Raw genomic sequence first — 22,123 nt, 5'->3', positions numbered from 1 at the left:
GCTCGCTGGCGCTCGCCGGCTCGACCAGCGGGAGTGTGCGCTGGCGCTCGCCGGCTCGACCAGCGCGGGATCCGCCTCGACCGGCAGGAGTCGTCGGCGGTCCAGCCCTGCCACCGCCGGCACGGCCGGGTCGGTGGCTCTGGGAGACTGGTCGCATGCTGCGCTGGTTGACCGCGGGTGAGTCCCACGGCCCGTCCCTGGTCGCGATCCTCGAGGGGCTCCCGGCCCACGTCGAGGTGACGACGACCGACATCGCCGACTCGTTGGCCCGACGCCGTCTCGGCTACGGCCGCGGGGCCCGGATGAAGTTCGAGCAGGACGAGGTGACGATCAACGGCGGCGTCCGCCACGGCCGCACGCAGGGCGGGCCGGTGGCGATCACGATCGGCAACACCGAGTGGCCCAAGTGGGAGACGGTGATGTCGGCCGACCCGGTCGACGCCGAGGTGCTCGCCGCGCAGGCACGCAACGCGCCGCTGACCCGGCCGCGACCGGGTCACGCCGACCTGGCCGGGATGCAGAAGTACGACTTCGAGGAGGCCCGGCCCATCCTCGAGCGGGCCAGCGCCCGCGAGACCGCGGCGCGGGTCGCGCTCGGCCGGGTCGCGTCGAACTTCCTCGAGCAGGCCGTCGGCGCGCGGGTCGTGTCGCACGTCATCGAGCTCGGCGGCGTGCGCGCCCCGGCCGGCGTCCTGCCGGGTCCCGACGACGTCGAGCGGCTCGACGCCGACCCGGTGCGCTGCCTCGACCCCGAGGCGGCCGCGGCGATGGTGGCGCGGGTCGACCAGGCCCACAAGGACGGCGACACGCTCGGCGGCGTCGTCGAGGTGCTCGTCCACGGGCTGCCGCCCGGGCTGGGGTCGCACGTGCACTGGGACCGCCGCCTCGACTCGCGCCTCGCCGGCGCCCTGATGGGCATCCAGGCGATCAAGGGGGTCGAGGTCGGCGACGGGTTCGAGCTCGCCGCCACCCCCGGCTCGCTGGCGCACGACGAGATCGTCGCCACCGACGACGGCATCCGCCGGCTCTCGGGGCGCTCCGGCGGCACCGAGGGCGGGATGACCACGGGCGAGGTGCTGCGGGTCCGTGCAGCGATGAAGCCGATCGCGACCGTCCCGCGGGCGCTGCGCACGATCGACGTCGCCACCGGCACCGAGGCCGCAGCGCACCACCAGCGCTCCGACGTCTGCGCCGTCCCGGCCGCCGGCATCGTCGCCGAGGCGATGGTCGCCCTCGTGGTGGCCGACGCGGTCATCGAGAAGTTCGGCGGCGACTCCGTCGGTGAGACCCGCCGCAACTGCCAGGGCTACCTCGACGCCCTGAGGTACAAGTGAGCGACGGGCCGGGGAGCGGCCGGCCGTCCGGTCCGCTCGTCGTCCTCGTCGGGGCGATGGGCGCCGGCAAGACGACGGTCGCGACCCTCCTCGCCGAGGCCTACGGCGTCACGGCACGTGACACCGACACCGACGTCGAGGCCGCCGAGGGACGCAGCATCTCCGACATCTTCGTCGAGTCGGGCGAGGCCCACTTCCGCGCCCTCGAGCGGGACGCCGTCGCGTCCGCGTTGGCGTCGCACACCGGCGTCCTGTCGCTCGGCGGCGGCGCGGTGCTCGACGAGACGACCCGCGAGCTGCTGGCCGGGCACCGGGTGGTCTTCCTGCGCGTCGGGCTCGCCGAGGCCGTCAAGCGGGTCGGCCTCGGTGCCGGGCGTCCGCTGCTCTTCGGCAACGTCCGGGCCCGGATCAAGGCGACGCTCGAGGAGCGCGCCCCCATCTACGAGTCGGTGGCCACCGTGGTCGTCGACACTGACGAGACGTCGCCCGACGACGTCGCCCGCCGCATCCAGGAAGCCCTCACGCCATGAGCGAGCACGAGCAGCCCGACCAGCAGCCCGACCAGCACGCGCCCGACACCGTCCTGCACGTCGGCGGCGCCGCGCCGTACGACGTCGTGGTCGGCCACCACCTCGCCGACCGCCTCGGCGACCTGGTCGGCGACGCCCAACGCGTCGCGGTGATCTGCCCCGAGGCCCTGCAGGACCTCGCCGAGGAGGTGGCCACGCCGCTCGTCGAGTCGCTGGAGGAGCGTGAGGTCACCGTCCTCGTCGTCCCCGACGGCGAGGAGGCGAAGACGGCCGAGGTAGCCAACGACTGCTGGGAGGCGCTGGGCGAGGAGGGCTTCACCCGCTCCGACGTCGTCGTGACGCTCGGCGGGGGAGCGACCACCGACCTCGGCGGCTTCGTGGCGGCGTCCTGGCTGCGCGGGGTCCGCGTCGTGCACGTGCCCACCACCCTGCTCGCGATGGTCGACGCCGCGGTGGGCGGCAAGACCGGCATCAACACCGCCGCCGGCAAGAACCTGGTCGGCGCGTTCCACGAGCCGTCGGGCGTGCTGTGCGACCTGTCGCTGCTCGAGAGCCTGCCGCGCGAGGAGCTGGTCGCCGGCCTCGGCGAGGTCGTCAAGTGCGGCTTCATCGCCGACCCCGAGATCCTCCGCCTCGTCGAGACCACCGACCCCGACGACCTCGTGGCGTCGTCCCCGGTCCTGCGGGAGCTGGTCGAGCGGGCGATCGCGGTGAAGATCGACGTCGTCGTCGCCGACCTCAAGGAGGCCGGTGGCTCGGAGGCCTCCGGGGGTCACCCCGGCCGCGAGGCGCTCAACTACGGCCACACGCTCGCCCACGCGATCGAGCGGTTCGAGTCCTACGGCATCCGGCACGGCGAGGCGGTCGCGATCGGGTGCGTCTTCGTCGCCGAGCTCGCGCACCGCGCCGGCGACCTGTCCGCCGACGTCGTCGAGCGGCACCGCACCGCCTTCGGGCGGGTCGGCCTCCCCACGACGTACGCCGCCGCGCCGTTCGACGACCTGATGGCGGCGATGCGCGTCGACAAGAAGGCGCGTGGCTCGGTGCTGCGGTTCGTCGTCCTCGACGACGTCGGCCGCCCGCGGGTGCTGGCCGGCCCGTCGGAGGAGCACCTGCGCGCGGCCTACGGGGCCCTGGCGTGAGCGTCCCCGCCGACCGGCCGAGGGTGCTCGTGCTCAACGGGCCCAACCTCGGACGGCTCGGCCGGCGCCAGCCCGAGATCTACGGCACCACCACGCACGCCGAGCTGGCCGACCTGTGTGTCGGCTGGGGCGCCGACCTCGGCCTCGACGTCGAGGTCCGCCAGACCAACCACGAGGGCGAGCTCCTCGACTGGCTCAACATCGCCGCCGACGAGGCCACGCCCGTCGTCCTCAACGCGGCCGCGTGGACGCACTACTCCTACGCCCTGTTCGACGCCTGCTCGCAGCTCACCGCGCCGCTGGTCGAGGTCCACATCTCGGAGCCGCTCCAGCGCCCGGAGGAGTTCCGCCACACCTCGGTGGTGACCCCGCACGCCGTCGAGGTGATCGCGGGGAGGGGCGTCGAGGGGTATCGGTCGGCCCTCGCCGTGCTGGCCGCCGGCCACTGACGCAGACCGCCGAATCGGGGCAGCCGCGCGGCGACCAGTAGACTCCTGCGCTGTTGTCCGACCACTCCCGGCAGTACCCGAACAGTGAAGGTGTCGTCTGCGCATGGCCACCACGAACGACCTGAAGAACGGCATGGTTCTCAACATCGACGGGCAGCTCTGGGCCGTCGTCGAGTTCCAGCACGTCAAGCCGGGCAAGGGCCCCGCGTTCGTGCGCACCAAGCTGAAGAACGTCGAGTCCAACAAGACCGTCGACAAGACGTTCAACGCCGGCACGAAGGTCGAGACCGCGACCGTCGACCGCCGCACGATGCAGTACCTCTACAACGACGGCTCCTCCTACGTCTTCATGGACATCTCGTCCTACGAGCAGCTCGAGATCGACCCGGCCATCGTCGGGGGCTCCGCCAACTTCCTCCTGGAGAACCAGGAGGCCGTCGTGGCCACCAACGAGGGCCGCGTGCTGTTCATCGAGCTGCCGGCCTCGGTCGAGCTCGTCGTCACCTTCACCGAGCCCGGCCTCGCCGGCGACTCGGCCACCGGCCGCACCAAGCCGGCCACCCTGGAGACCGGTCACGAGATCCAGGTCCCGCTGTTCATCAACCAGGGCGAGAAGGTCAAGGTCGACACCCGCGACTCGTCCTACATGGGCCGCGTCAAGTCGTGAGCCTCCTGTCATGACGGCCCGTTCCAAGGCCCGGCGCCGGGCCCTCGACATCCTCTACGCCGCCGAGATGCGCCGCGAGTCGGCCGTCGAGGCGCTGGAGCGCGCGACCGAAGCCGGCGAGGGGCCGACCAACCCCTACACCGGCGTCCTGGTGCGCGGTGTCGCGGCGGAGACCGACCGGATCGACGAGCTGCTCTCCTCCTACTCCCGCGACTGGACCCTCGACCGGATGCCGGCCGTCGACCGCAACGTGCTGCGGATCGGGCTCTGGGAGATGCTGTACGCCGACGACGTGCCCGGCACGGTCGCCATCACCGAGGCGATCGCCCTGGTGCAGGAGCTCTCCACCGACGAGTCGCCGACGTTCGTCAACGGCGTCCTCGGCGCGATCCAGCGCTCCGGCGTCGTCGCCGACTCCTAAGGCGCGGCCCGGCCCCGGCCCAGCGTCGTCGTGATCCCTCCCGTCCGGACCGGGTGGGGGAGCGCGACCGCCGGCGAACCGACACACTGGTGCCATGACGCCCCCTGAACCCGACCGCACAGCCGACCTCGTCGTCATCGGACTCGGGCCCGGGGGTGAGGCCCTCGCCGGCGGCGCCGCCCGCGCCGGCCGCACCGTCGTGGCCGTCGACAAGCACCTGGTCGGCGGGGAGTGCCCCTACTACGGGTGCATCCCCACCAAGATGATGGTGCGCGCCTCGGACGCGCTGGCCGAGGCCGGCCGCGCCGCGACCCTGGCCGGCGACGTCACCGTCACCCCGAGCTGGACGCCGGTCGCCACCCGGGTGAGCGAGCAGGCCACCGCCGGGTGGGACGACACCGTCGCCGTCGAACGGCTCCAGGACGCCGGCGCCACCGTGCTGCACGGCGTGGCCCGGCTGGCCGGCCCGGGGCGGGTCGAGGTCGAGCTGCCGGACGGCTCCACGACCGTGGTCGAGGCCACCGACGTCGTCGTCAACACCGGCACCCGCCCGGCCGCGCCGCCGGTCCCGGGGCTCGAGGGCACGCCGTACTGGACCAACCGCGACGCCGTCCGCGTCACCGGGCTGCCCGGGTCGCTCGTCGTCCTCGGCGGCGGTCCGATCGGTTGCGAGCTCGCGCAGGTCTTCGCGCGGTTCGGCGTCCGGGTGACGATCGTGCAGCGCGGGCCGCGGCTGGCGCCGGCCGGTGAGCCCGAGGCCTCGGAGCTGCTGGCCGACGTGCTCGCCGGCGAGGGCCTGCGGGTGCTGACCTCGGCCGAGACCTCGGCCGTCGCGTACGCCGACGGCGCCTTCACCGTCACGGTGAACGGCGAGGACGTCGTCGCCGACAAGCTCCTCGTCGCCGCCGGCCGCACCCCCAACCTCGACGACCTGGGGCTCGAGACCGTCGGGCTCGACCCGACCGCCCGCGTCCTCGACGTCGACGACCGGCTCCGCGTCCTCGGCCCCGACGGGGTCGTCGCCGGGCTCTGGGCGATCGGCGACGTCACCGGGCGGGGTGCGTTCACCCACGTCTCGATGTACCAGTCGGGGGTCGCGCTGCGCGCCCTGCTCGGCCAGGACGGCGCCCCGGCGTCGTACCACGCCCTCCCGCACGTCACCTTCACCGATCCCGAGGTCGCCGGCGTCGGCCTGACCGAGCAGCAGGCCCGCGACGCCGGACTCGCCGTCCGGGTCGGGTCCACGCCGCTGGAGCAGTCCTCGCGCGGCTTCACCCACGGGCCCGGTGCCCGCGGGCTGGTGAAGGTCGTCGAGGACGCCGACCGTGGCGTCCTCGTGGGCGCCAGCGTCGTCGGGCCGGCCGCGGGGGAGATCCTCGGGCTGCTCGCCCTGGCCGTCCATGCGGGTGTACCGGTCGAGACCCTGCGCACGATGATCTTTGCCTACCCGACGTTCCACCGAGCGATCGAGACCGCACTGGGGGATCTCTCATGAGTCAGACCGGCCGACAGGCCAAGAACCAGGCCCAGAACGCCGCAGGCAAGGCCCAGGACAGCGACGCGCTCGACTGGCTGGCCGCGGGTGGTCTCGTCGCGCTCGGCGTCGTGCACGTCGTCGTCGGGTGGCTGGCCGTCCAGCTCGCCCTCGGCGACCGGGAGGGCTCGGCGTCCAGCTCGGGGGCCCTCAAGCAGCTCGCCGAGCAGCCGTTCGGCGCCGTGCTCGTCTGGTTGGTCGCGCTCGGCATGGCCCTGCTCGTCGTGTGGCAGGTCGTCAAGGCCGTCGCCGGGCACCGCGACGAGGACGACGACAAGAAGCGGCTCGCCAAGCGGGCGATCTCGGCCGGGAAGGCCGTCGTGTACGCCGTCATCGCGTTCAGCGCCGTCCAGGTGGCCACCGGGTCCGGTGGCGGGGGAGGCGGTACCGACTCCACCACCGCCAAGATCATGGACCTGCCCGGTGGTCAGCTCATCGTCGGCGCGATCGGCCTCGGCATCGTCGCCGTGGGGGTCGCGCTGCTGGTGATGGCGTGGAAGGAGAAGTACCTCGACCGGCTCGACGCCGAGGGACGCAGCGGCCGCACCGGGACGATCTACCGCTGGCTCGGCCGCGTCGGGCACGTCGCCAAGGGCATCGCCCTCGGCATCGTCGGCGGGCTGTTCGTGTACGCCGCCGCCACCCACGAGCCCGACAAGTCCGGCGGGCTCGACCAGGCGCTCACCAAGGTGCTCGACCAGCCGTTCGGCCCGGTCCTGCTGACCCTGATGGGCCTCGGGTTCGCGGCGTACGGCGTCTTCTGCTTCGCCTGGGCCCGCCACCTCGACCGCTGACGGCAGGCCCGCCCAGGGCCCCGACCTGTCTGGACCGCGTTTCCGTCGACGCGGTCCGGGCACGTGCCGGGCTACCGTCGCCCTGCCCTAGGGTCGATGCTGTCGTGATCAACGCTCTCGGAGGTGCAGCATGACGCAGGTCCCCCCGCCCCCGGTCGACCCGCCGGGCCAGGCCGATCCCGTGGCGTCCGACACCAGCGACCGGCTGTACACGCCGGAGGAGCTCGAGGAGTACGCCCGCCAGCGTGCTGCCGAGGCGCCGCGGGCGGCGTCCAACCCGCTGACCGACCACCTGATCGACCCCCTCAGCGACCCGCTGAACGACCCGATCGGCGGTGCCCCGGCGCCCGCGGTGGAGCCGGAGCCACCGGCGCCGGCACCTGCGCCGGCGCCGCTCGCCGAGGCACCCGCCGGCCCGCCGCCGTGGGACCCGGCGCCGTTCGGCCGGCCGCCCACCGAGCCGCCCGCCGGCTCGGTGCCGCCGGCCTCGCGCCCGTCCACCCCTCCGCCGTCGGGACCACCGTCCGGTCCGCCGTCGGGCCCGCCGCAGAGCCCGCCCCCGACTCCGCCGGTCGCCGCCCCGCCGGTGTCGCCGGTGCCGATGCCGATGCCGGTGCCCGCGCCTGCCGCCGCGCCTGCCGCCGTGCCCGCCGTGGTGCCGGGGGTCGTGCCGGTCCCGCCGGGCGACGACGCCGACGTGCGCCGGTTCATGACGGCGACCGACTTCCTCGACCGCCGCGACAACGACCAGGTGCTCGGGCCGGCGACCTGGGGCTGGCGCGGCACCGTGCGGCGCTGGACGGCCGGGCTGGTCAAGCCGGCCATGGGACCCAAGGAGCGCGCCTACGAGCACGACAAGTCCCTGATCCAGCGTGACTTCGACGGGCCGCGCACGATCGCGTTCATCAACCCCAAGGGCGGCGCCGCGAAGACGACCGGGGTGCTCGCGGCGGGCTACACGTTCGGGACGGTGCGCGGCGGCGGCGTGGTCGCGTGGGACAACAACGAGACCCGCGGCACGCTCGGCATCCGGGGCACCCGCAGCACGCACCGCAACACCACCCGCGAGCTGCTCGAGGACCTCGGACGGTTCAAGGACGTCTACCAGTCGCGGATCGGCGACCTCGGCGCGTTCGTCCGCTCCCAGGGCGACGCCCACTTCGACGTCCTGGCCTCCGACGAGCGGCCCGACGTCACCGGCATGATCCGTGCCGAGGACTTCAAGGAGGTCCACCAGCTGCTGGAGCGGTTCTACCGGGTCATCCTGGTCGACACCGGCAACAACATGCGCGCCGAGAACTGGCTGGCCGCGGCCGACGCGGCCGACTTGCTGGTCGTGACCAGCACGGTGCGCGAGGACACCGGCTACAGCGGGCTGTGGATGCTCGACGCCCTGCAGGACGCCGGCATCCAGAACCTCAAGTACAAGTGCGTCACGGTCCTCTCGGACCCGTCGGCGCAGGTCGACAACAAGCTCGCGGCCGACCTGACGTCGGTCTACGAGCAGCGCACCCGTGCGGTGTACCGGGTGCCCTACGACCCGGCGCTGGTCGCCGGCTCCGTCGTCCCGTACTCCCAGCTGTCGCAGGCGACCCGCAGGTCCTGGCTCAGCGCGTGCGCCGGGATGGCCGAGGCACTCTGAGACGGGTCGGGAACAGGACGGGCGCCCGCGACGCTGTCCCGGCATGAGAGCAGTCGTCTACAGCGAGACCGGTCCGTCCTCCGTCCTGAGCGTCGTCGAGCGCGACGACCCGGCCCCCGGCCCCGGTGAGGTGCTGGTGCGGGTCGTCCGGGCGGGCGTGAACCCCACCGACTGGAAGTTCCGGGCGGTGATGAAGAGCATCCCGGGCGAGGTCGCCCCCGGCCAGGACGGCGCGGGCACCGTCGAGGCGGTGGGCGAGGGGGTCGAGGGTCTCCAGGTCGGCGACCGGGTGTGGCTCTTCCTGGCCCAGCACGGCCGACCGATCGGCACCGCCGCCGAGCTCACGGTGCAGCCCGCCGAGCACGTCGTCCCGCTGCCGGACGGCGCGTCGTTCGACCTCGGCGCGAGCCTCGGTGTGCCGGCCGTGACCGCGCACCGGGCGCTGACCGTGTCGGGTGTCGACCGCCTGGCCCCGGGGGCGCTGGCCGGTCACACGGTGCTGGTCGCGGGCGGTGCCGGCGCGGTCGGCAACGCGGCGATCCAGCTGGCCGTGTGGGCCGGCGCGACCGTCGTGACGACGGTCAGCGGTCCCGAGAAGGCCGCCCTCGCGGCCGCGGCGGGGGCGCACCACGTCGTCAACTACCGCACCGAGGACGTCGCTGCCCGGGTCCTCGAGATCGCTCCCGACGGCGTCGACACCGTCGTCGAGGTGGCGCCCGCCGACAACTTCGCCCTCGACGTCGAGGTCGCCGCCCAGCACGGCACCGTCGCCTTCTACGCCAACAACGGCGGTGACGAGGCCACCCTGCCCCTGCGGCCCGGCTTCGCCAAGAACCTCCGGATCCAGGGCATCCTCCTCTACACCGTGCGGCCCGAGCTGCTCCGCGCCGCCGCCGACGACATCACCGCGGCGGTCGTCGCGGGAGCCCTCCGGGTCGGCGACGACGCCGGCGTCCCGCTGCACCACTTCCCGTTGGAGGACACCGCCGCCGCCCACGACGCGGTCGAGGGTGGCGCGGTCGGCAAGGTGCTGATCGACGTCGGCTGACCTCGGCTCCGGGTCCAGAGGTCTCGACTCGGCTCGCTGTCGCTCGCCGGCTCGACCAACGGCATGCGGTGGTCGAGCCGCGGGGACGGAGTCACCGCGAGTCGAGACCCCTGAGACCCGGGTGCGGGGGTCTCGACTCGGCTCGACCAGCGGCATCCGGTGGTCGAGCCGTGGGGACGAAGTCACCGCGAGTCGAGACCTTTGGTGCGGGGGTCTCGACTCGGCTCGCTGGCGCTCGCCGGCTCGACCAGCGGGGGCGACCCCGGGGGACGGAGTCACCGCGAGTCGAGACCCTTGAGACCTGGGCGCGGGGGTCTTGACTCGGCTCGCTGGCGCTCCCGGCTCGACCGGCGGCATCCGGTGGTCGAGCCGCGGGGACGGAGTCACCGCGAGTCGAGACCTCTGGTGCGGGTGTCTCGACTCGGCTCGCTGGCGCTCGCCGGCTCGACCAACGGTGCGGGGCGTCCGGTGGTCGAGCCGTGGGGACGGAGTCACCGCGAGTCGAGACCTCTGGTGTGGGGTCTCGACTCGGCTCGCTGGCGCTCGCCGGCTCGACCAACGGTGCGGGGTGTCCGGTGGTCGAGCCGTGGGGACGGAGTCACCGCGAGTCGAGACCTCTGGTGCGGGGGGCTCCACTCGGCTCGACCGGCGGGGGGACCTACTGCTTGGCCGCGCCCCAGCCGTGCCAGCGCTCGACCACGAGGCGGGCGCTGGTGCGCGGGCTGTCGCGGTCCGGGTAGGGGCTGCCGCCGTAGCGGGTGCTGAGCCGGTCGATGTCGACGAGGCCCTCGTCGGCGACGATCCCCTCGACCCGACCGACCAGGGACACGTGCGTGTACCAGTTGTCGGCGTCGGTGATCGTCAGCGAGACGCGGGGGTCGCGGCGCAGGTGCCGCAGGCGGACGCGGGTGTCGTCCATGTTGAGCAGGACGCGGTCGTCGTCCTCGAGCAGGTACCAGGTCGCCACGGACACGGGGGCGCCGTCGGAACGCAGCGTCGCCACCACGGCCGGGTTGGCCCGGAGGAGCAGGGCGCGGACGTCGTCGGGGAACGGGAGTGAGGCCATGCCGCGAACCTACGCGCCCGGGCGGGCGCCGGGCGAGAGAAGCGTGGCCGTCCACACCCGGGCGAGCAGGGCGGCGAGCTCCTCGCCCTCGACACCGCGCCGGCCCATGAGCTCGACGTACTCGGGGCTGTTCATCGACCAGACGAGGTTCGCCACCCAGGCGTCGTCGATGTCGGGGCGGACCTCGCCGGTGGCTCGCAGGTCGGCGGCGAAGAGGCGCATGTTGGCCACCCGCCGCTCGGAGACGGCGGTCGCGAGCGCGCGGCAGTCGGGGTCGTCGCGGCCGGCCTCGTGCAGGGCCAGCAGCAGCGGGACGGTGCGCGGCAGCAGGCGCCCGAGCGCCTCGGCGTACACCTCGATCTTGCGGCGGGCGCCCACGGCGGCCCGGACCGCGCGGACGTAGTCCCGCTCGGTCGCGGGGCCGGCTCCGGCCCCCTCGGCGAGCAGGTCGTCGTGGACGGCGAGCAGCAGCGCGGGCTTGCGGCCGACGCTGGTGTAGACGGTGTCGACCGACACCCCGGCCTCCCGGGCGACCTCGGCGACCGAGGTGCCGGCCCAGCCGCGCTCGGCGAACAGCCGGCCCGCGGCGTCCAGCACGGCGCGCCGGGTCCGAGCGGCGGCGGCCCGCCGCGCGGGGGAGTCGTAGCTACGCCTCTTGACCGGTTCCGTCACGAGTCGTAGCGTAGCAATTCATCCGAAGGGTATTCGGATGAATCGTCGGGAGGCACCATGACCACCAGCACCCAGCAGCCCCCGAGCGCCGTCGTCATGCGGGACCCGGGGGCGGCACGCGGCACGTGGGCGATGTCCTCGCTCTTCGAGCACCTGCTCGAGTCGCACGAGAGCGGCGGCGCGCTCGGGGTCGCGCTGGTGACGCAGCCCGTCGGCGTCGCCACCCCGCTGCACCGGCACACCCGCGAGGCCGAGGCGCTCTTCGTCCTCGACGGACGCATCGACTACCTCGCCGGCGAGGAGCGCTTCGACCTGCGCCCGGGGTGCTTCCTGCACCTGCCGGCCGGCGTCCCCCACGCGTTCCGGATCCGCGGCGACCAGCCGGCCCGCTTCCTCGCGCTCACCCTTCCCGGCGGCCTCCTCGGCCTGTACGACGAGGTGGGACTGCCGGCCGCGGAGCTGCGGCTGCCGGGGGCCGACGGGCTGGCTCCCGAGGTGGAGGTCCCCCGGTGGAACGAGGTCGCGCCGCGGTACGGGCTCGAGGTGGTCGGGCCGCCGCTGCCGGAGTGACCCACTGCTAAGGTCGGCCGCGTTCGACATCCTTTAACGAGCCGTCCCGTGAGGCGGAGAAGGAGGTCCGGGACCCCGTGTCCGCGCCACCCACCGAGGCCGCAGAGCCAGCAGAGCCCGCCGTCCCCGAGGGCCGGGTAGTCCTCGACACCGGTGACATCGCCCGGGCCCTGACCCGCATCGCCCACGAGATCCTCGAGCGCAACAAGGGCGCCGGGGACCTCGTGCTCCTCGGCATCCCGAGCCGCGGAGTCCCGCTGGCCCGGCGGATCGCCGAGCGCATCCAGGACGTCGAGGGCGTGGCCGTGCCGGTCGGCGCGCTCGACATCACGATGTACCGCGACGACCTGCGCCGGCACCCGGCCCGCAGCCCGCAGCCGACCGAGGTGCCACCCGGCGGCGTCGACGGCAAGACCGTGGTGCTCGTCGACGACGTCCTCTACTCCGGGCGCACCGTGCGCGCGGCGCTCGACGCGATGAACGACCTCGGCCGCCCGGACGTCGTCCGGCTGGCCGTCCTGGTCGACCGTGGTCACCGCGAGCTGCCGATCCGCGCCGACCACGTCGGCAAGAACCTCCCCAGCGCCCGCACCGAGCGCGTGATGGTCCGTCTCGCCGACACCGACGACGTCGAGGGGGTCTGGATCGAGTGAGGCACCCCACGACGTCCTCGACCTCCACCGCCCCGCTCCTCCACCCGACGACGACACGGGGGTCCCGATGAGGAAGCACCTGCTCTCCGTCGACGACCTCAGCACCGACGACGTCGCGACCCTGTTCGCCACGGCCGCCGAGATGCACGACGTGCAGCGTCGCCAGGTCAAGAAGCTGCCGGCCCTGCGCGGTCGGACGATCATCAACCTGTTCTTCGAGGACTCCACCCGCACCCGCTCGAGCTTCGAGATCGCCGGCAAGTGGCTCTCGGCCGACACCATCAACATCGCCGCGAAGGGCAGCTCGGCCAGCAAGGGCGAGAGCCTGCGCGACACCGTGCGCACCATCGCCGCGATGGGCGTCGACGCGCTCGTGGTGCGCCACCCCGCGAGCGGCGCCGCACTCCAGGTCAGCCAGTGGGTCGACGCCGCCGTCGTCAACGCCGGCGACGGCACCCACGAGCACCCCACCCAGGCGCTCCTCGACGCCTACACGCTGCAGCGCCGGCTCGGCGGCCTGGAGGGCCGGCACGTCGTCATCGTCGGCGACCTGACCCACAGCCGGGTCTTCCGCAGCAACGTCAAGTGCCTCGGCAAGCTCGGCGCCGAGGTCACCGTCGTCGCGCCGCCCACGCTCATGCCCAGCGGCGTGGCCGCCTGGTCGGCCGATGCGGGCTTCGCGACGTCGTACGACCTCGACGCGGTGCTGCCGACCGCGGACGCCGTGATGATGCTGCGCGTCCAGCGCGAGCGGATGAGCGGCGCGTTCTTCCCGAGCGCCCGCGAGTACACCGTCGGCTACGGGCTGACCCGCGACCGGCTCGGCGTGCTCGGCCCCGACGTCCCGATCTGCCACCCCGGCCCGATGAACCGCGGCCTCGAGATCGCCGCCGATGCCGCGGACGCCGCCCAGTCGGCCGTGCTCGACCAGGTCTCGGCCGGCGTCGCGGTCCGGATGTCGATCCTCTACCACCTGCTTGCTGGAGAAGACTGATGAGCGACCGCATCCTCGTGAAGGGCGCCCGGCTGCTCGGCGGCGCCGCCGCCGACCTGCTGCTCGCCGACGGCGTCGTCGCCGAGCTCGGCACCTCGGGCGGGCTGAGCGACGCCGGCGCCCGCGTCGTCGACGCCGACGGGCTGGTCGCGCTGCCGGGCCTCGTCGACCTGCACACCCACCTGCGCGAGCCCGGCCGCGAGGACGCCGAGACCATCCGCACGGGCTCGCAGGCCGCGGCGGTCGGCGGCTTCACCGCCGTCCTCGCGATGGCCAACACCAGCCCGGTCACCGACACCGCCGAGGCCGCCGAGCGGGTGCACGACCTGGGGCGGGCCGCCGGCCTGGTCGACGTCCAGCCGGTCGGGGCCGTCACCCGCGGGCTCGGCGGCGAGGAGCTCGCCGAGCTGGGTCTCATGCACCGCTCGCGGGCCCGCGTGACGGTCTTCTCCGACGACGGCCGCTGCGTGGCCGACGCCCGGGTGATGCGTCGCGCGCTGGAGTACGTCAAGGCGTTCGGCGGCGTCGTGTCGCAGCACGCCCAGGACCCGTCGCTCGCCGGGCCGACGGCGTGCTGCCACGAGGGCGAGCTCTCAGGCCGCCTGGGCCTGCCCGGCTGGCCGGGCGTGGCCGAGGAGGTCGTCGTCGCCCGCGACGTGATGCTCGCGCGGCACACCGGCTCACGGGTGCACGTCGCCCACGCCAGCACGGCCGGCACCGTCGAGGTGCTGCGCTGGGCGAAGGCGCAGGCCGCCCGGGACGGCTCCTGGTCGGTCACCGCCGAGGTCACCCCGCACCACCTGCTCCTGACCACCGACCTGCTGGGGAGCGAGAACGGCGGCTACGACCCGACGTTCAAGGTCAATCCGCCGCTGCGGCCCCAGGAGGACGTCGACGCGGTGCGCGCCGCGCTCGCCGACGGCACCATCGACGCCGTCGCGACCGACCACGCCCCGCACGCCCGGCACGACAAGGAGCACGCCTTCGTCGACGCGGCGTTCGGGATGCTCGGCCTCGAGACCGCGTTGCCCGTCGTGGCCACGGTGATGGTCGAGTCCGGCCTGCTCGACTGGGCCGGGGTCGCCCGGGTCATGTCGTCGACCCCGGCGGCCATCGCGGGGCTCGAGGGCCAGGGCCGGCCGCTCGAGGCCGGGCAGCCGGCCAACCTCGTGCTCGTCGACCCGGCGGCCACGCTCACGGTCGACCGCGACCGCTCGGTCTCCCTCTCGCGCAACAACCCCTGGCACGGCCGCACCCTCGGCGCCCGCGTCCACGCGACGTTCCTGCGCGGCGTCCCGACCGTGCTCGACGGCGCGCTCGCGTGACTTGTCGGCGGTCCTGATGATCGGGCGCCGGCGTGAGGTTTCCCCGGTCGACCGGGGATCCCTGAACTTGTCGGCCGGGATATCGGCCCCCCAGTTCAGACTTCCCCGGTCGACCGGGGAAATCCCGGCCGAGGCGCCGACCGCACCACCGAGCCGATGACCGACGGCCTCGACCGGCTCCGGCGCCTGCTGGACGCCCCGCCGGACCTGCCGGTGGCCGCCGGGCTCGCCGAGGTCGCGGACGCCGTCCGGGCGCGCGGGGTGGTCGTGGTGCAGGCCCCGCCGGGGTCGGGCAAGACGACGCTGGTGCCGCCGGCGGTCGCGCTGGCGGTCGGCGGCCGGGTCGTGGTCACCCAGCCGCGCCGGATCGCGGCCCGGGCCGCCGCGCGCCGCCTCGCGGACCTGCTCGGGGAGCAGGTGGGGGAGACGGTCGGCTGCACGGTGCGGGGCGAGAGCCGCACGAGCGCCGCGACCCGCGTCGAGATGGTCACCACCGGCATCCTGCTGCGCCGCCTCCAGCGCGACCCCGACCTGCCGGGCGTCGCCGCCGTCGTCCTCGACGAGGTGCACGAGCGGCAGGTCGACGCCGACCTGACCCTGGCGCTGCTCGTCGACGTGCGCCGCCACCTGCGCGAGGACCTCGTCGTCGTCGCGATGTCGGCCACCATCGAGGCCGGGCGGACGGCGTCCCTGCTGGGCGGCCCCGGCGGCCCGGGCCCGGCGGCCGTCGTCACCGTGCCCGGCGCCCTGCACCCGGTGTCGCGGCACTGGCACGGTCCGCCGCCGGGCGTGCTGCCGCGCGACGAGCGGGGCGTGACGCCGGCCTTCCTCGACCACGTGGCGGCCACCGTGCGCCGGGCGCTCGCCGAGCAGCCGGGCGACGTCCTGGTGTTCCTGCCCGGCGTCGGCGAGGTCGGCAACGTCGTGCGCCGCCTCGGCGGCGCCGACGTCGACGTCCTCGAGCTGCACGGCCGGCTCGACGCCCGCGAGCAGGACCGCGCCCTGACCCCCGGACCCCGCCGCCGCGTCGTCGTGGCCACCAGCGTCGCCGAGTCCTCGCTCACCGTGCCCGGCGTCCGCTCGGTCGTGGACGCCGGGCTGGCGCGCCGCCCGCAGACCGACCACCGCCGCGGCCTGGCCGGCCTCGTCACGGTGCGGGTCAGCCGGGCCGCCGCCGACCAGCGCGCCGGGCGCGCCGGGCGCGAGGCCCCGGGCGCTGCGTACCGGTGCTGGTCGGAGGCCGACCACGCCCACCTCGCCGACCACCCGGACCCCGAGGTCCTGACGGCCGACCTGACGTCGTTCGCGCTGGAGCTGGCGACCTGGGGGAGCCCGGACGGCGAGGGCCTCGCCCTCCTCGACGCCCCACCCGCACCTGCCATGGACGCCGCCCGCGCGGTTCTCCGCTCGATCGGCGCCGTCGACGACGCGGGCGCGGTCACCGAGCGCGGACGTCGGGTGGCCCGCGTCCCGGCCGACCCCCGGCTCGCGCGCGCGCTGCTCGACGGGGCCGTCGTCGTCGGCTCGCAGCGCGCCGCCGAGGTCGTGGCGCTCCTCTCCGAGGACGTCCGCGCACCCGGTGGCGACCTGGTGGCCGCGCTGCGAGCCGCCCGCCGCGGCCGCGACGCCACCTGGCGGGCCGGCGTCCGCCGGTTGAGCGGTGCCGTCGCCGACGCGCGCGGGGAGCCTGGCCTCACCGACGACCAGGCCGTCGGGCTGGTCGTCGCTCTCGCCCACCCGGCCCGCATCGCCCGGCTCCGGTCCGGCAGCGGGGGCGGCACGGTGTACGCCACCGTCGGCGGCACCGGCGCCGTCCTCCCGCCGGGCTCCGCCCTGGTCGGCGCGCCCTGGCTCGCGATCGCCGATGCCGACCGCCGTCCCGGGCAGCGCGACGCGCTGGTGCGCTCGGCCGCCCCGATCGACGAGGACACCGCGCTCGAGGCCGCCGCCGCGCTCTGGGCCGAGGACGACGTCGTCACCTGGCGGTCCGGCCGGGTCACCGCGCGCCGGGTCACCCGGCTCGGCGGCATCGAGCTCACCTCCACCCCCGTCCACGATCCCGACCGGGAGGCGGTGGCGGTCGCCATCGCCGAAGCGCTGCGCCGCGACGGGCTCGGCGTCCTGCGGTGGACCGAGGCCGCCACCGCGCTGCGGCAGCGGATGGCGTTCCTGCACCGCACGCTGGGCGACCCCTGGCCGGACGTCTCCGACGACGCGCTGCTGGCGACTGCCACCCGGTGGCTCGACGGCACCGACCCGCACCTCGTGACCAGGCTCGACGTGACGCAGGCGCTGCGGCGGCTGCTGCCCTGGCCGCAGGCCGCCCGACTCGACGAGCTCGCGCCCGAGCGGGTCACCGTGCCCAGCGGCTCGCAGGTGCGCCTCGACTACAGCGGCGACCAGCCGGTGCTCGCCGTGCGCCTGCAGGAGGTCTTCGGCTGGGCGGCGGCGCCGCGGCTGGCCGACGGGCGGGTGCCGCTGCTCCTGCACCTGCTGTCGCCGGCGCGCCGTCCGGCCGCCGTGACGGCCGACCTGGCGTCGTTCTGGGCCTCCGGCTACCCCCAGGTGCGCGCCGAGCTCCGCGGCCGCTACCCGAAGCACGCCTGGCCCGAGGACCCGTTGTCCGCGCCACCGTCCAGGGGGCCGGCCCGCCGCGCGCGCTGATAACATCGCTGCTGCTCGAACATCCTTTAACGATCCGTCCCGTGAGGCGGAGAAGGAGGTACGGCGTGCCGACGCATGCCCCCGCGATCCTGGTCCTCGAGGACGGTCGCACGTTCCACGGTGACGCCTACGGCGCCGAGGGTGAGACCTTCGGCGAGGCCGTCTTCAACACCGGCATGACCGGCTACCAGGAGACGCTCACCGACCCGTCCTACCACCGTCAGGTGGTGGTGATGACCGCCCCTCACGTCGGCAACACCGGCATGAACGACGACGACACCGAGTCCGCCCGCATCTGGGTCGCCGGGTACGTCGTCCGCGACCCCGCCCGGGTCCCGTCGAGCTGGCGCAGCCGCCGCAGCCTCGACGACGACCTGCGCGACCAGGGCGTCGTCGGGATCTCCGGCATCGACACCCGCGCGCTGACCCGCCACCTGCGCGAGCGCGGTGCGATGCGGGTCGGGATCTCCTCGACCGGCACCGACGCCGGCGCCCTGCTGGAGCGGGTGCGGGCCTCCGGCGAGATGGCCGGCACCGAGCTGGCCGCCGAGGTCTCCACCGCCGCGAAGTACGTCGTCGCGGCGCACCCCGGCCCGTGGGGTGCGAAGCGGTTCACCGTCGCCGCCCTCGACCTGGGCATCAAGACGATGACGCCCCACCGGATGGCCGAGCGGGGTATCGAGGTGCACGTGCTGCCGGCGACCTCGACGCTCGACGACATCCTCGCCGTGGGCACCGACCAGGGTGGCGAGGGGCCCGACGGCCTCTTCTACTCCAACGGCCCCGGCGACCCGGCCGCCACCGTCCACCAGGTCGAGGTGCTGCAGGAGGCGCTGGGGCGCGACCTGCCCTACTTCGGGATCTGCTTCGGCAACCAGCTGTTCGGTCGCGCCCTCGGGTTCGGCACCTTCAAGCTCCGCTACGGCCACCGCGGCATCAACCAGCCGGTGATGGACCGCACCACCGGCAAGGTCGAGGTGACCGCGCACAACCACGGCTTCGCCGTCGACGCGCCGCTGACGGGCTCGACCACGACGCCGTACGGCGAGGCGACGGTGAGCCACGTCTGCCTCAACGACGACGTCGTCGAGGGCCTCGAGCTGCGCGACGACGCCGGGCGCCTCAAGGCCTTCTCGGTGCAGTACCACCCCGAGGCCGCCGCCGGGCCGCACGACGCGGGCTACCTCTTCGACCGCTTCGTCGACCTCATGGCGTCCGGCGACCAGCGGAAGGACGCGATCTGATGCCGAAGCGCACCGACATCCAGTCCGTGATGGTGATCGGGTCCGGCCCGATCGTCATCGGCCAGGCCTGCGAGTTCGACTACTCCGGCACCCAGGCGTGCCGCGTGCTCAAGGCCGAGGGCCTGCGGGTGATCCTGGTGAACTCCAACCCGGCCACGATCATGACCGACCCGGAGTTCGCCGACGCCACCTACGTCGAGCCGATCACCCCCGAGTTCGTCGAGATGGTCATCGCCCAGGAGCGCCCCGACGTCCTGCTGCCGACGCTCGGCGGCCAGACCGCGCTCAACGCCGCCATCGCGCTGCACGAGAACGGCGTCCTCGAGAAGTACGGCGTCGAGATGATCGGCGCCAGCTTCGAGGCCATCCACCGCGGCGAGAACCGCGAGCTGTTCAACGCCATCGTCGACAAGGTCGGCGGCGAGACCGCCCGCAGCTTCGTGTGCCACACGCTCGAGGAGTGTGAGAAGGCGACCGTCGAGCTCGGCTACCCGGTCGTCGTCCGGCCGTCGTTCACGATGGGCGGCACCGGCTCCGGCATCGCCTACGACGAGGCCGGCCTGGCCCGGATCGCCGGCGCCGGCCTCGACGCCAGCCCGACCACCGAGGTGCTGATCGAGGAGTCGATCATCGGGTGGAAGGAGTACGAGCTCGAGGTGATGCGCGACAAGGCCGACAACGTCGTCATCGTCTGCTCGATCGAGAACGTCGACCCGATGGGCGTGCACACCGGCGACTCGATCACCGTGGCCCCGGCGATGACGCTCACCGACCGCGAGTACCAGCAGCTGCGCGACCTCGCCATCGGCATCATCCGCGAGGTCGGCGTCGAGACCGGCGGCTGCAACATCCAGTACGCCGTCAACCCGGCCGACGGCCGCGTGATCGTCATCGAGATGAACCCCCGGGTCTCCCGCTCCAGCGCGCTGGCCTCCAAGGCGACCGGCTTCCCGATCGCCAAGATCGCCGCGAAGGTCGCGATCGGCTACACCCTCGACGAGATCGCCAACGACATCACGGCCCGACCCGACGGCCAGAGCACGCCGGCCGCCTTCGAGCCGACCCTCGACTACGTCGTGGTGAAGGTGCCGCGGTTCGCGTTCGAGAAGTTCCCGGGCGCCGACCCGACGCTGACGACGCACATGAAGAGCGTCGGCGAGGCGATGGCGATCGGGCGCAACTTCACCGAGGCGCTGCAGAAGGCGCTGCGCTCGCTGGAGAGCAAGGACGCCGTCTTCGACTGGCACCAGGAGTGGGTCGACCTCGACAAGGACGCGCTGCTCGCGGAGATCGCGACGCCGCACGACGGCCGCCTCAAGAAGGTGATGGACGCCCTGCGCGCCGGCGCGACGCCCGAGGAGATCTTCGAGTCGACCCGGATCGACCCGTGGTTCGTCGACCAGCTGCTGCTGATCAACGAGATCGCCGAGGAGGTCACCGCGGCTCCCGAGCTGACGCCCGAGATCCTGCGACGGGCCAAGCGGCACGGCTTCTCCGACGACCAGGTCGGCAAGATCCGCGGCATGAGCGCCGACGTCGTCCGCGGCGTGCGGCACGCGCTCGGCATCCGGCCGGTCTACAAGACCGTCGACACCTGCGCGGCCGAGTTCGCCGCGCGCACGCCGTACCACTACAGCTCCTACGACGAGGAGAGCGAGGTCGCGCCGCGCGAGCGGCCGGCGGTGATCATCCTCGGGTCCGGCCCCAACCGGATCGGCCAGGGCATCGAGTTCGACTACTCGTGCGTGCACGCCTCGCTGGCGCTGAGCGACCCCGACCTGCCCGGCGGCGGCTACGACACGGTGATGGTCAACTGCAACCCCGAGACCGTCTCGACCGACTACGACACTTCCGACCGGCTCTACTTCGAGCCGCTCACCCTCGAGGACGTCCTGGAGGTCGTGCACGCCGAGCGGCAGGCCGGCCCGATCGCCGGCGTGATCTGCCAGCTCGGCGGCCAGACGCCGCTCGGCCTGGCCCAGGGACTCGCCGCCAACGGCGTCCCGATCGTCGGCACGTCGCCCGACGCGATCGACCTCGCCGAGGACCGCGGCGCCTTCGGCCGGGTGCTGGCCGAGGCCGGGCTGGTCGCCCCGAAGCACGGCACCGCGACGTCCTACCCGGAGGCGCAGCGGATCGCCACCGAGGTCGGCTACCCCGTCCTGGTGCGCCCGTCCTACGTGCTCGGCGGGCGCGGCATGGAGATCGTCTACGGCGACGAGGCCCTGCAGTCCTACCTGGAGAAGTACGTCGCCGCCGGGCTGATCAGCCGCGAGGCGCCGGTGCTCGTCGACCGGTTCGTCGACGACGCGGTGGAGGTCGACGTCGACGCGCTGTTCGACGGCGAGCAGCTCTACCTCGGCGGCGTCATGGAGCACATCGAGGAGGCCGGCATCCACTCCGGCGACTCGAGCTGTGCCCTGCCGCCGATCACCCTCGGTGAGCGCGAGGTCGGCCGGATCCGCGAGGCGACCGAGGCGATCGCCCGCGGCGTCGGCGTCCGCGGCCTCATCAACATCCAGTTCGCGCTCGGCTCCGACATCCTCTACGTGCTCGAGGCCAACCCGCGCGCCTCGCGCACCGTGCCGTTCGTGTCGAAGGCGACCGCGACCCCGCTCGCCAAGGCGGCGGCGCGGGTGATGCTCGGCGAGTCGATCGCCGACCTGCGTGCGGCCGGCCTGCTCCAGGCCACCGGCGACGGAGGTGCGCTGCCGCCCGACCAGCCGATCGCGGTCAAGGAGGCGGTGATGCCGTTCAACCGGTTCCGCACCCCCGACGGCCAGCAGGTCGACACCGTCCTCGGGCCCGAGATGAAGTCGACCGGCGAGGTGATGGGGCTCGACCGCGACTTCGGCACGGCGTTCAGCAAGTCGCAGGCCGCGGCGTTCGGGCCGCTGCCCCAGCCGGTCGTCGACGGCCGCGCGAGCCGGGTGTTCGTCTCGATGGCCAACCGCGACAAGCGCTCCATGGTCTTCCCTGTCAAGGTGCTGGCCGACCTCGGCTTCGAGATCCTCGCGACCCAGGGCACGGCGGAGGTGCTGCGCCGCAACGGCGTCCCCTGCGGCGTCGTCCGCAAGCACTTCGACGGGCCCGGCCCGAACGGCGAGCGCACGACCGTCCAGCTCATCCTCGACGGCGAGATCCAGCTGATCGTCAACACGCCGTACGGCGCGGGGGCGTCCGTCGACGGCGGCAACACCCGCATCGACGGCTACGAGATCCGCACCGCCGCCGTCCGCGCCAACGTCCCGTGCATCACCACGGTGCAGGGCCTCGGCGCGGCCGTGCAGGGCATCGAGGCGATGAAGCGGGGCGACGTCGGGGTCCGGAGCCTGCAGGACTGGGCGCGGTCGATGACCGCCGGCCGGGCCTGA

The 22,123-nt window shown here is 74.1% G+C and carries 19 protein-coding genes; 17 read left to right on the top strand and 2 right to left on the bottom strand.

Annotation, left to right across the window (positions count from 1 at the left end; all coding sequences use genetic code 11):
- The first annotated feature begins 155 nt into the window (after nucleotides 1–155).
- From aroC to E4623_RS20110, 10 genes are all read left to right on the top strand, one after another.
- Nucleotides 156–1,334: a chorismate synthase gene (aroC, locus tag E4623_RS20155; RefSeq protein WP_134768369.1), complete on the top strand. Its 1,179-nt coding sequence runs from the start codon at nucleotides 156–158 to the stop codon at nucleotides 1,332–1,334.
- Nucleotides 1,331–1,864 carry a shikimate kinase gene (locus tag E4623_RS20150; protein WP_348537303.1) on the top strand — a complete coding sequence of 178 codons (534 nt, stop codon included), beginning with the start codon at nucleotides 1,331–1,333 and terminating at the stop codon, nucleotides 1,862–1,864. The genes aroC and E4623_RS20150 overlap by 4 nt, the downstream gene beginning before the upstream one ends.
- Nucleotides 1,861–3,006 carry a 3-dehydroquinate synthase gene (gene aroB / locus E4623_RS20145; protein ID WP_134768368.1) on the top strand — a complete coding sequence of 382 codons (1,146 nt, stop codon included), beginning with the start codon at nucleotides 1,861–1,863 and terminating at the stop codon, nucleotides 3,004–3,006. Before E4623_RS20150 ends, aroB begins: the two co-directional genes overlap by 4 nt.
- Nucleotides 3,003–3,455, top strand: a complete 453-nt coding sequence (locus E4623_RS20140) for a type II 3-dehydroquinate dehydratase (RefSeq protein ID WP_134768367.1) — start codon at nucleotides 3,003–3,005, stop codon at nucleotides 3,453–3,455. The genes aroB and E4623_RS20140 overlap by 4 nt, the downstream gene beginning before the upstream one ends.
- Nucleotides 3,456–3,558: 103 nt before the next feature.
- Nucleotides 3,559–4,122 carry an elongation factor P gene (gene efp, locus E4623_RS20135; RefSeq protein ID WP_134768366.1) on the top strand — a complete coding sequence of 188 codons (564 nt, stop codon included), beginning with the start codon at nucleotides 3,559–3,561 and terminating at the stop codon, nucleotides 4,120–4,122.
- Between the two features lie 10 nt (nucleotides 4,123–4,132).
- A complete protein-coding gene (gene nusB / locus E4623_RS20130; RefSeq protein WP_134768365.1) occupies nucleotides 4,133–4,543 on the top strand; it encodes a transcription antitermination factor NusB in 411 nt (136 codons plus the stop codon).
- A 94-nt stretch (nucleotides 4,544–4,637) separates the two neighbouring features.
- Nucleotides 4,638–6,038, top strand: a complete 1,401-nt coding sequence (locus E4623_RS20125; protein ID WP_134768364.1) for an NAD(P)/FAD-dependent oxidoreductase — start codon at nucleotides 4,638–4,640, stop codon at nucleotides 6,036–6,038.
- Nucleotides 6,035–6,871, top strand: coding sequence for a DUF1206 domain-containing protein (locus E4623_RS20120; protein ID WP_134768363.1), 837 nt, complete (start codon nucleotides 6,035–6,037; stop codon nucleotides 6,869–6,871). The genes E4623_RS20125 and E4623_RS20120 overlap by 4 nt, the downstream gene beginning before the upstream one ends.
- 130 nt (nucleotides 6,872–7,001) lie before the next feature.
- On the top strand, nucleotides 7,002–8,513 hold the full coding sequence (locus E4623_RS20115) for a hypothetical protein (protein ID WP_245155192.1): 1,512 nt from the start codon (nucleotides 7,002–7,004) through the stop codon (nucleotides 8,511–8,513).
- A 43-nt stretch (nucleotides 8,514–8,556) separates the two neighbouring features.
- Nucleotides 8,557–9,561: an NADPH:quinone reductase gene (locus E4623_RS20110; RefSeq protein ID WP_134768362.1), complete on the top strand. Its 1,005-nt coding sequence runs from the start codon at nucleotides 8,557–8,559 to the stop codon at nucleotides 9,559–9,561.
- Between the two features lie 658 nt (nucleotides 9,562–10,219).
- On the opposite strand, the gene E4623_RS20105 is transcribed toward E4623_RS20110, so the two are convergent.
- Both E4623_RS20105 and E4623_RS20100 read right to left on the bottom strand, forming a co-directional pair.
- Nucleotides 10,220–10,627, bottom strand: a complete 408-nt coding sequence (locus tag E4623_RS20105) for a PPOX class F420-dependent oxidoreductase (RefSeq protein ID WP_134768361.1) — start codon at nucleotides 10,625–10,627, stop codon at nucleotides 10,220–10,222.
- Between the two features lie 9 nt (nucleotides 10,628–10,636).
- Nucleotides 10,637–11,299 carry a TetR/AcrR family transcriptional regulator gene (locus E4623_RS20100; RefSeq protein WP_167736770.1) on the bottom strand — a complete coding sequence of 221 codons (663 nt, stop codon included), beginning with the start codon at nucleotides 11,297–11,299 and terminating at the stop codon, nucleotides 10,637–10,639.
- A gap of 57 nt (nucleotides 11,300–11,356) precedes the next feature.
- On the opposite strand from E4623_RS20100, the gene E4623_RS20095 reads away from it, so the two are divergent.
- From E4623_RS20095 to carB, 7 genes are all read left to right on the top strand, one after another.
- Complete coding sequence (locus E4623_RS20095) at nucleotides 11,357–11,869, top strand: cupin domain-containing protein (protein WP_134768359.1); 513 nt, start codon at nucleotides 11,357–11,359, stop codon at nucleotides 11,867–11,869.
- A gap of 77 nt (nucleotides 11,870–11,946) precedes the next feature.
- On the top strand, nucleotides 11,947–12,522 hold the full coding sequence (gene pyrR / locus E4623_RS20090; protein WP_134768358.1) for a bifunctional pyr operon transcriptional regulator/uracil phosphoribosyltransferase PyrR: 576 nt from the start codon (nucleotides 11,947–11,949) through the stop codon (nucleotides 12,520–12,522).
- Between the two features lie 67 nt (nucleotides 12,523–12,589).
- The gene (locus E4623_RS20085; RefSeq protein WP_134768357.1) at nucleotides 12,590–13,516 is read left to right on the top strand and encodes an aspartate carbamoyltransferase catalytic subunit; all 927 of its coding nucleotides are present in this window, start codon (nucleotides 12,590–12,592) and stop codon (nucleotides 13,514–13,516) included.
- Nucleotides 13,516–14,841: a dihydroorotase gene (locus tag E4623_RS20080; protein WP_134768356.1), complete on the top strand. Its 1,326-nt coding sequence runs from the start codon at nucleotides 13,516–13,518 to the stop codon at nucleotides 14,839–14,841. Before E4623_RS20085 ends, E4623_RS20080 begins: the two co-directional genes overlap by 1 nt.
- A 156-nt stretch (nucleotides 14,842–14,997) precedes the next feature.
- Nucleotides 14,998–17,505: an ATP-dependent helicase HrpB gene (gene hrpB, locus E4623_RS20075; protein ID WP_134768355.1), complete on the top strand. Its 2,508-nt coding sequence runs from the start codon at nucleotides 14,998–15,000 to the stop codon at nucleotides 17,503–17,505.
- Nucleotides 17,506–17,570: 65 nt separating this feature from the next.
- Nucleotides 17,571–18,749, top strand: a complete 1,179-nt coding sequence (carA, locus tag E4623_RS20070) for a glutamine-hydrolyzing carbamoyl-phosphate synthase small subunit (RefSeq protein ID WP_134768354.1) — start codon at nucleotides 17,571–17,573, stop codon at nucleotides 18,747–18,749.
- Complete coding sequence (carB, locus tag E4623_RS20065) at nucleotides 18,749–22,123, top strand: carbamoyl-phosphate synthase large subunit (protein WP_134768353.1); 3,375 nt, start codon at nucleotides 18,749–18,751, stop codon at nucleotides 22,121–22,123. Before carA ends, carB begins: the two co-directional genes overlap by 1 nt.

The sequence above is a fragment of the Nocardioides sp. 1609 genome, assembly GCF_004522105.1.
GTDB lineage: Bacteria > Actinomycetota > Actinomycetes > Propionibacteriales > Nocardioidaceae > Nocardioides.
Note: the sequence above shows the minus strand (reverse complement) of the source record. Positions and strands in the feature narration are given on the sequence as shown.

What these genes read in the sequence shown, in the direction of transcription:
- E4623_RS20120 (WP_134768363.1), top strand. Translation starts at nt 6,035, where the DNA reads ATGAGTCAGACCGGCCGACAGGCCAAGAACCAGGCCCAGAACGCCGCA.
- E4623_RS20125 (WP_134768364.1), top strand. Translation starts at nt 4,638, where the DNA reads ATGACGCCCCCTGAACCCGACCGCACAGCCGACCTCGTCGTCATCGGA.
- carB (WP_134768353.1), top strand. Translation starts at nt 18,749, where the DNA reads ATGCCGAAGCGCACCGACATCCAGTCCGTGATGGTGATCGGGTCCGGC.
- E4623_RS20095 (WP_134768359.1), top strand. Translation starts at nt 11,357, where the DNA reads ATGACCACCAGCACCCAGCAGCCCCCGAGCGCCGTCGTCATGCGGGAC.
- aroB (WP_134768368.1), top strand. Translation starts at nt 1,861, where the DNA reads ATGAGCGAGCACGAGCAGCCCGACCAGCAGCCCGACCAGCACGCGCCC.
- hrpB (WP_134768355.1), top strand. Translation starts at nt 14,998, where the DNA reads ATGACCGACGGCCTCGACCGGCTCCGGCGCCTGCTGGACGCCCCGCCG.
- E4623_RS20110 (WP_134768362.1), top strand. Translation starts at nt 8,557, where the DNA reads ATGAGAGCAGTCGTCTACAGCGAGACCGGTCCGTCCTCCGTCCTGAGC.
- E4623_RS20105 (WP_134768361.1), bottom strand. Translation starts at nt 10,627, where the DNA reads ATGGCCTCACTCCCGTTCCCCGACGACGTCCGCGCCCTGCTCCTCCGG.
- E4623_RS20115 (WP_245155192.1), top strand. Translation starts at nt 7,002, where the DNA reads ATGACGCAGGTCCCCCCGCCCCCGGTCGACCCGCCGGGCCAGGCCGAT.
- nusB (WP_134768365.1), top strand. Translation starts at nt 4,133, where the DNA reads ATGACGGCCCGTTCCAAGGCCCGGCGCCGGGCCCTCGACATCCTCTAC.
- efp (WP_134768366.1), top strand. Translation starts at nt 3,559, where the DNA reads ATGGCCACCACGAACGACCTGAAGAACGGCATGGTTCTCAACATCGAC.
- E4623_RS20080 (WP_134768356.1), top strand. Translation starts at nt 13,516, where the DNA reads ATGAGCGACCGCATCCTCGTGAAGGGCGCCCGGCTGCTCGGCGGCGCC.
- E4623_RS20085 (WP_134768357.1), top strand. Translation starts at nt 12,590, where the DNA reads ATGAGGAAGCACCTGCTCTCCGTCGACGACCTCAGCACCGACGACGTC.
- aroC (WP_134768369.1), top strand. Translation starts at nt 156, where the DNA reads ATGCTGCGCTGGTTGACCGCGGGTGAGTCCCACGGCCCGTCCCTGGTC.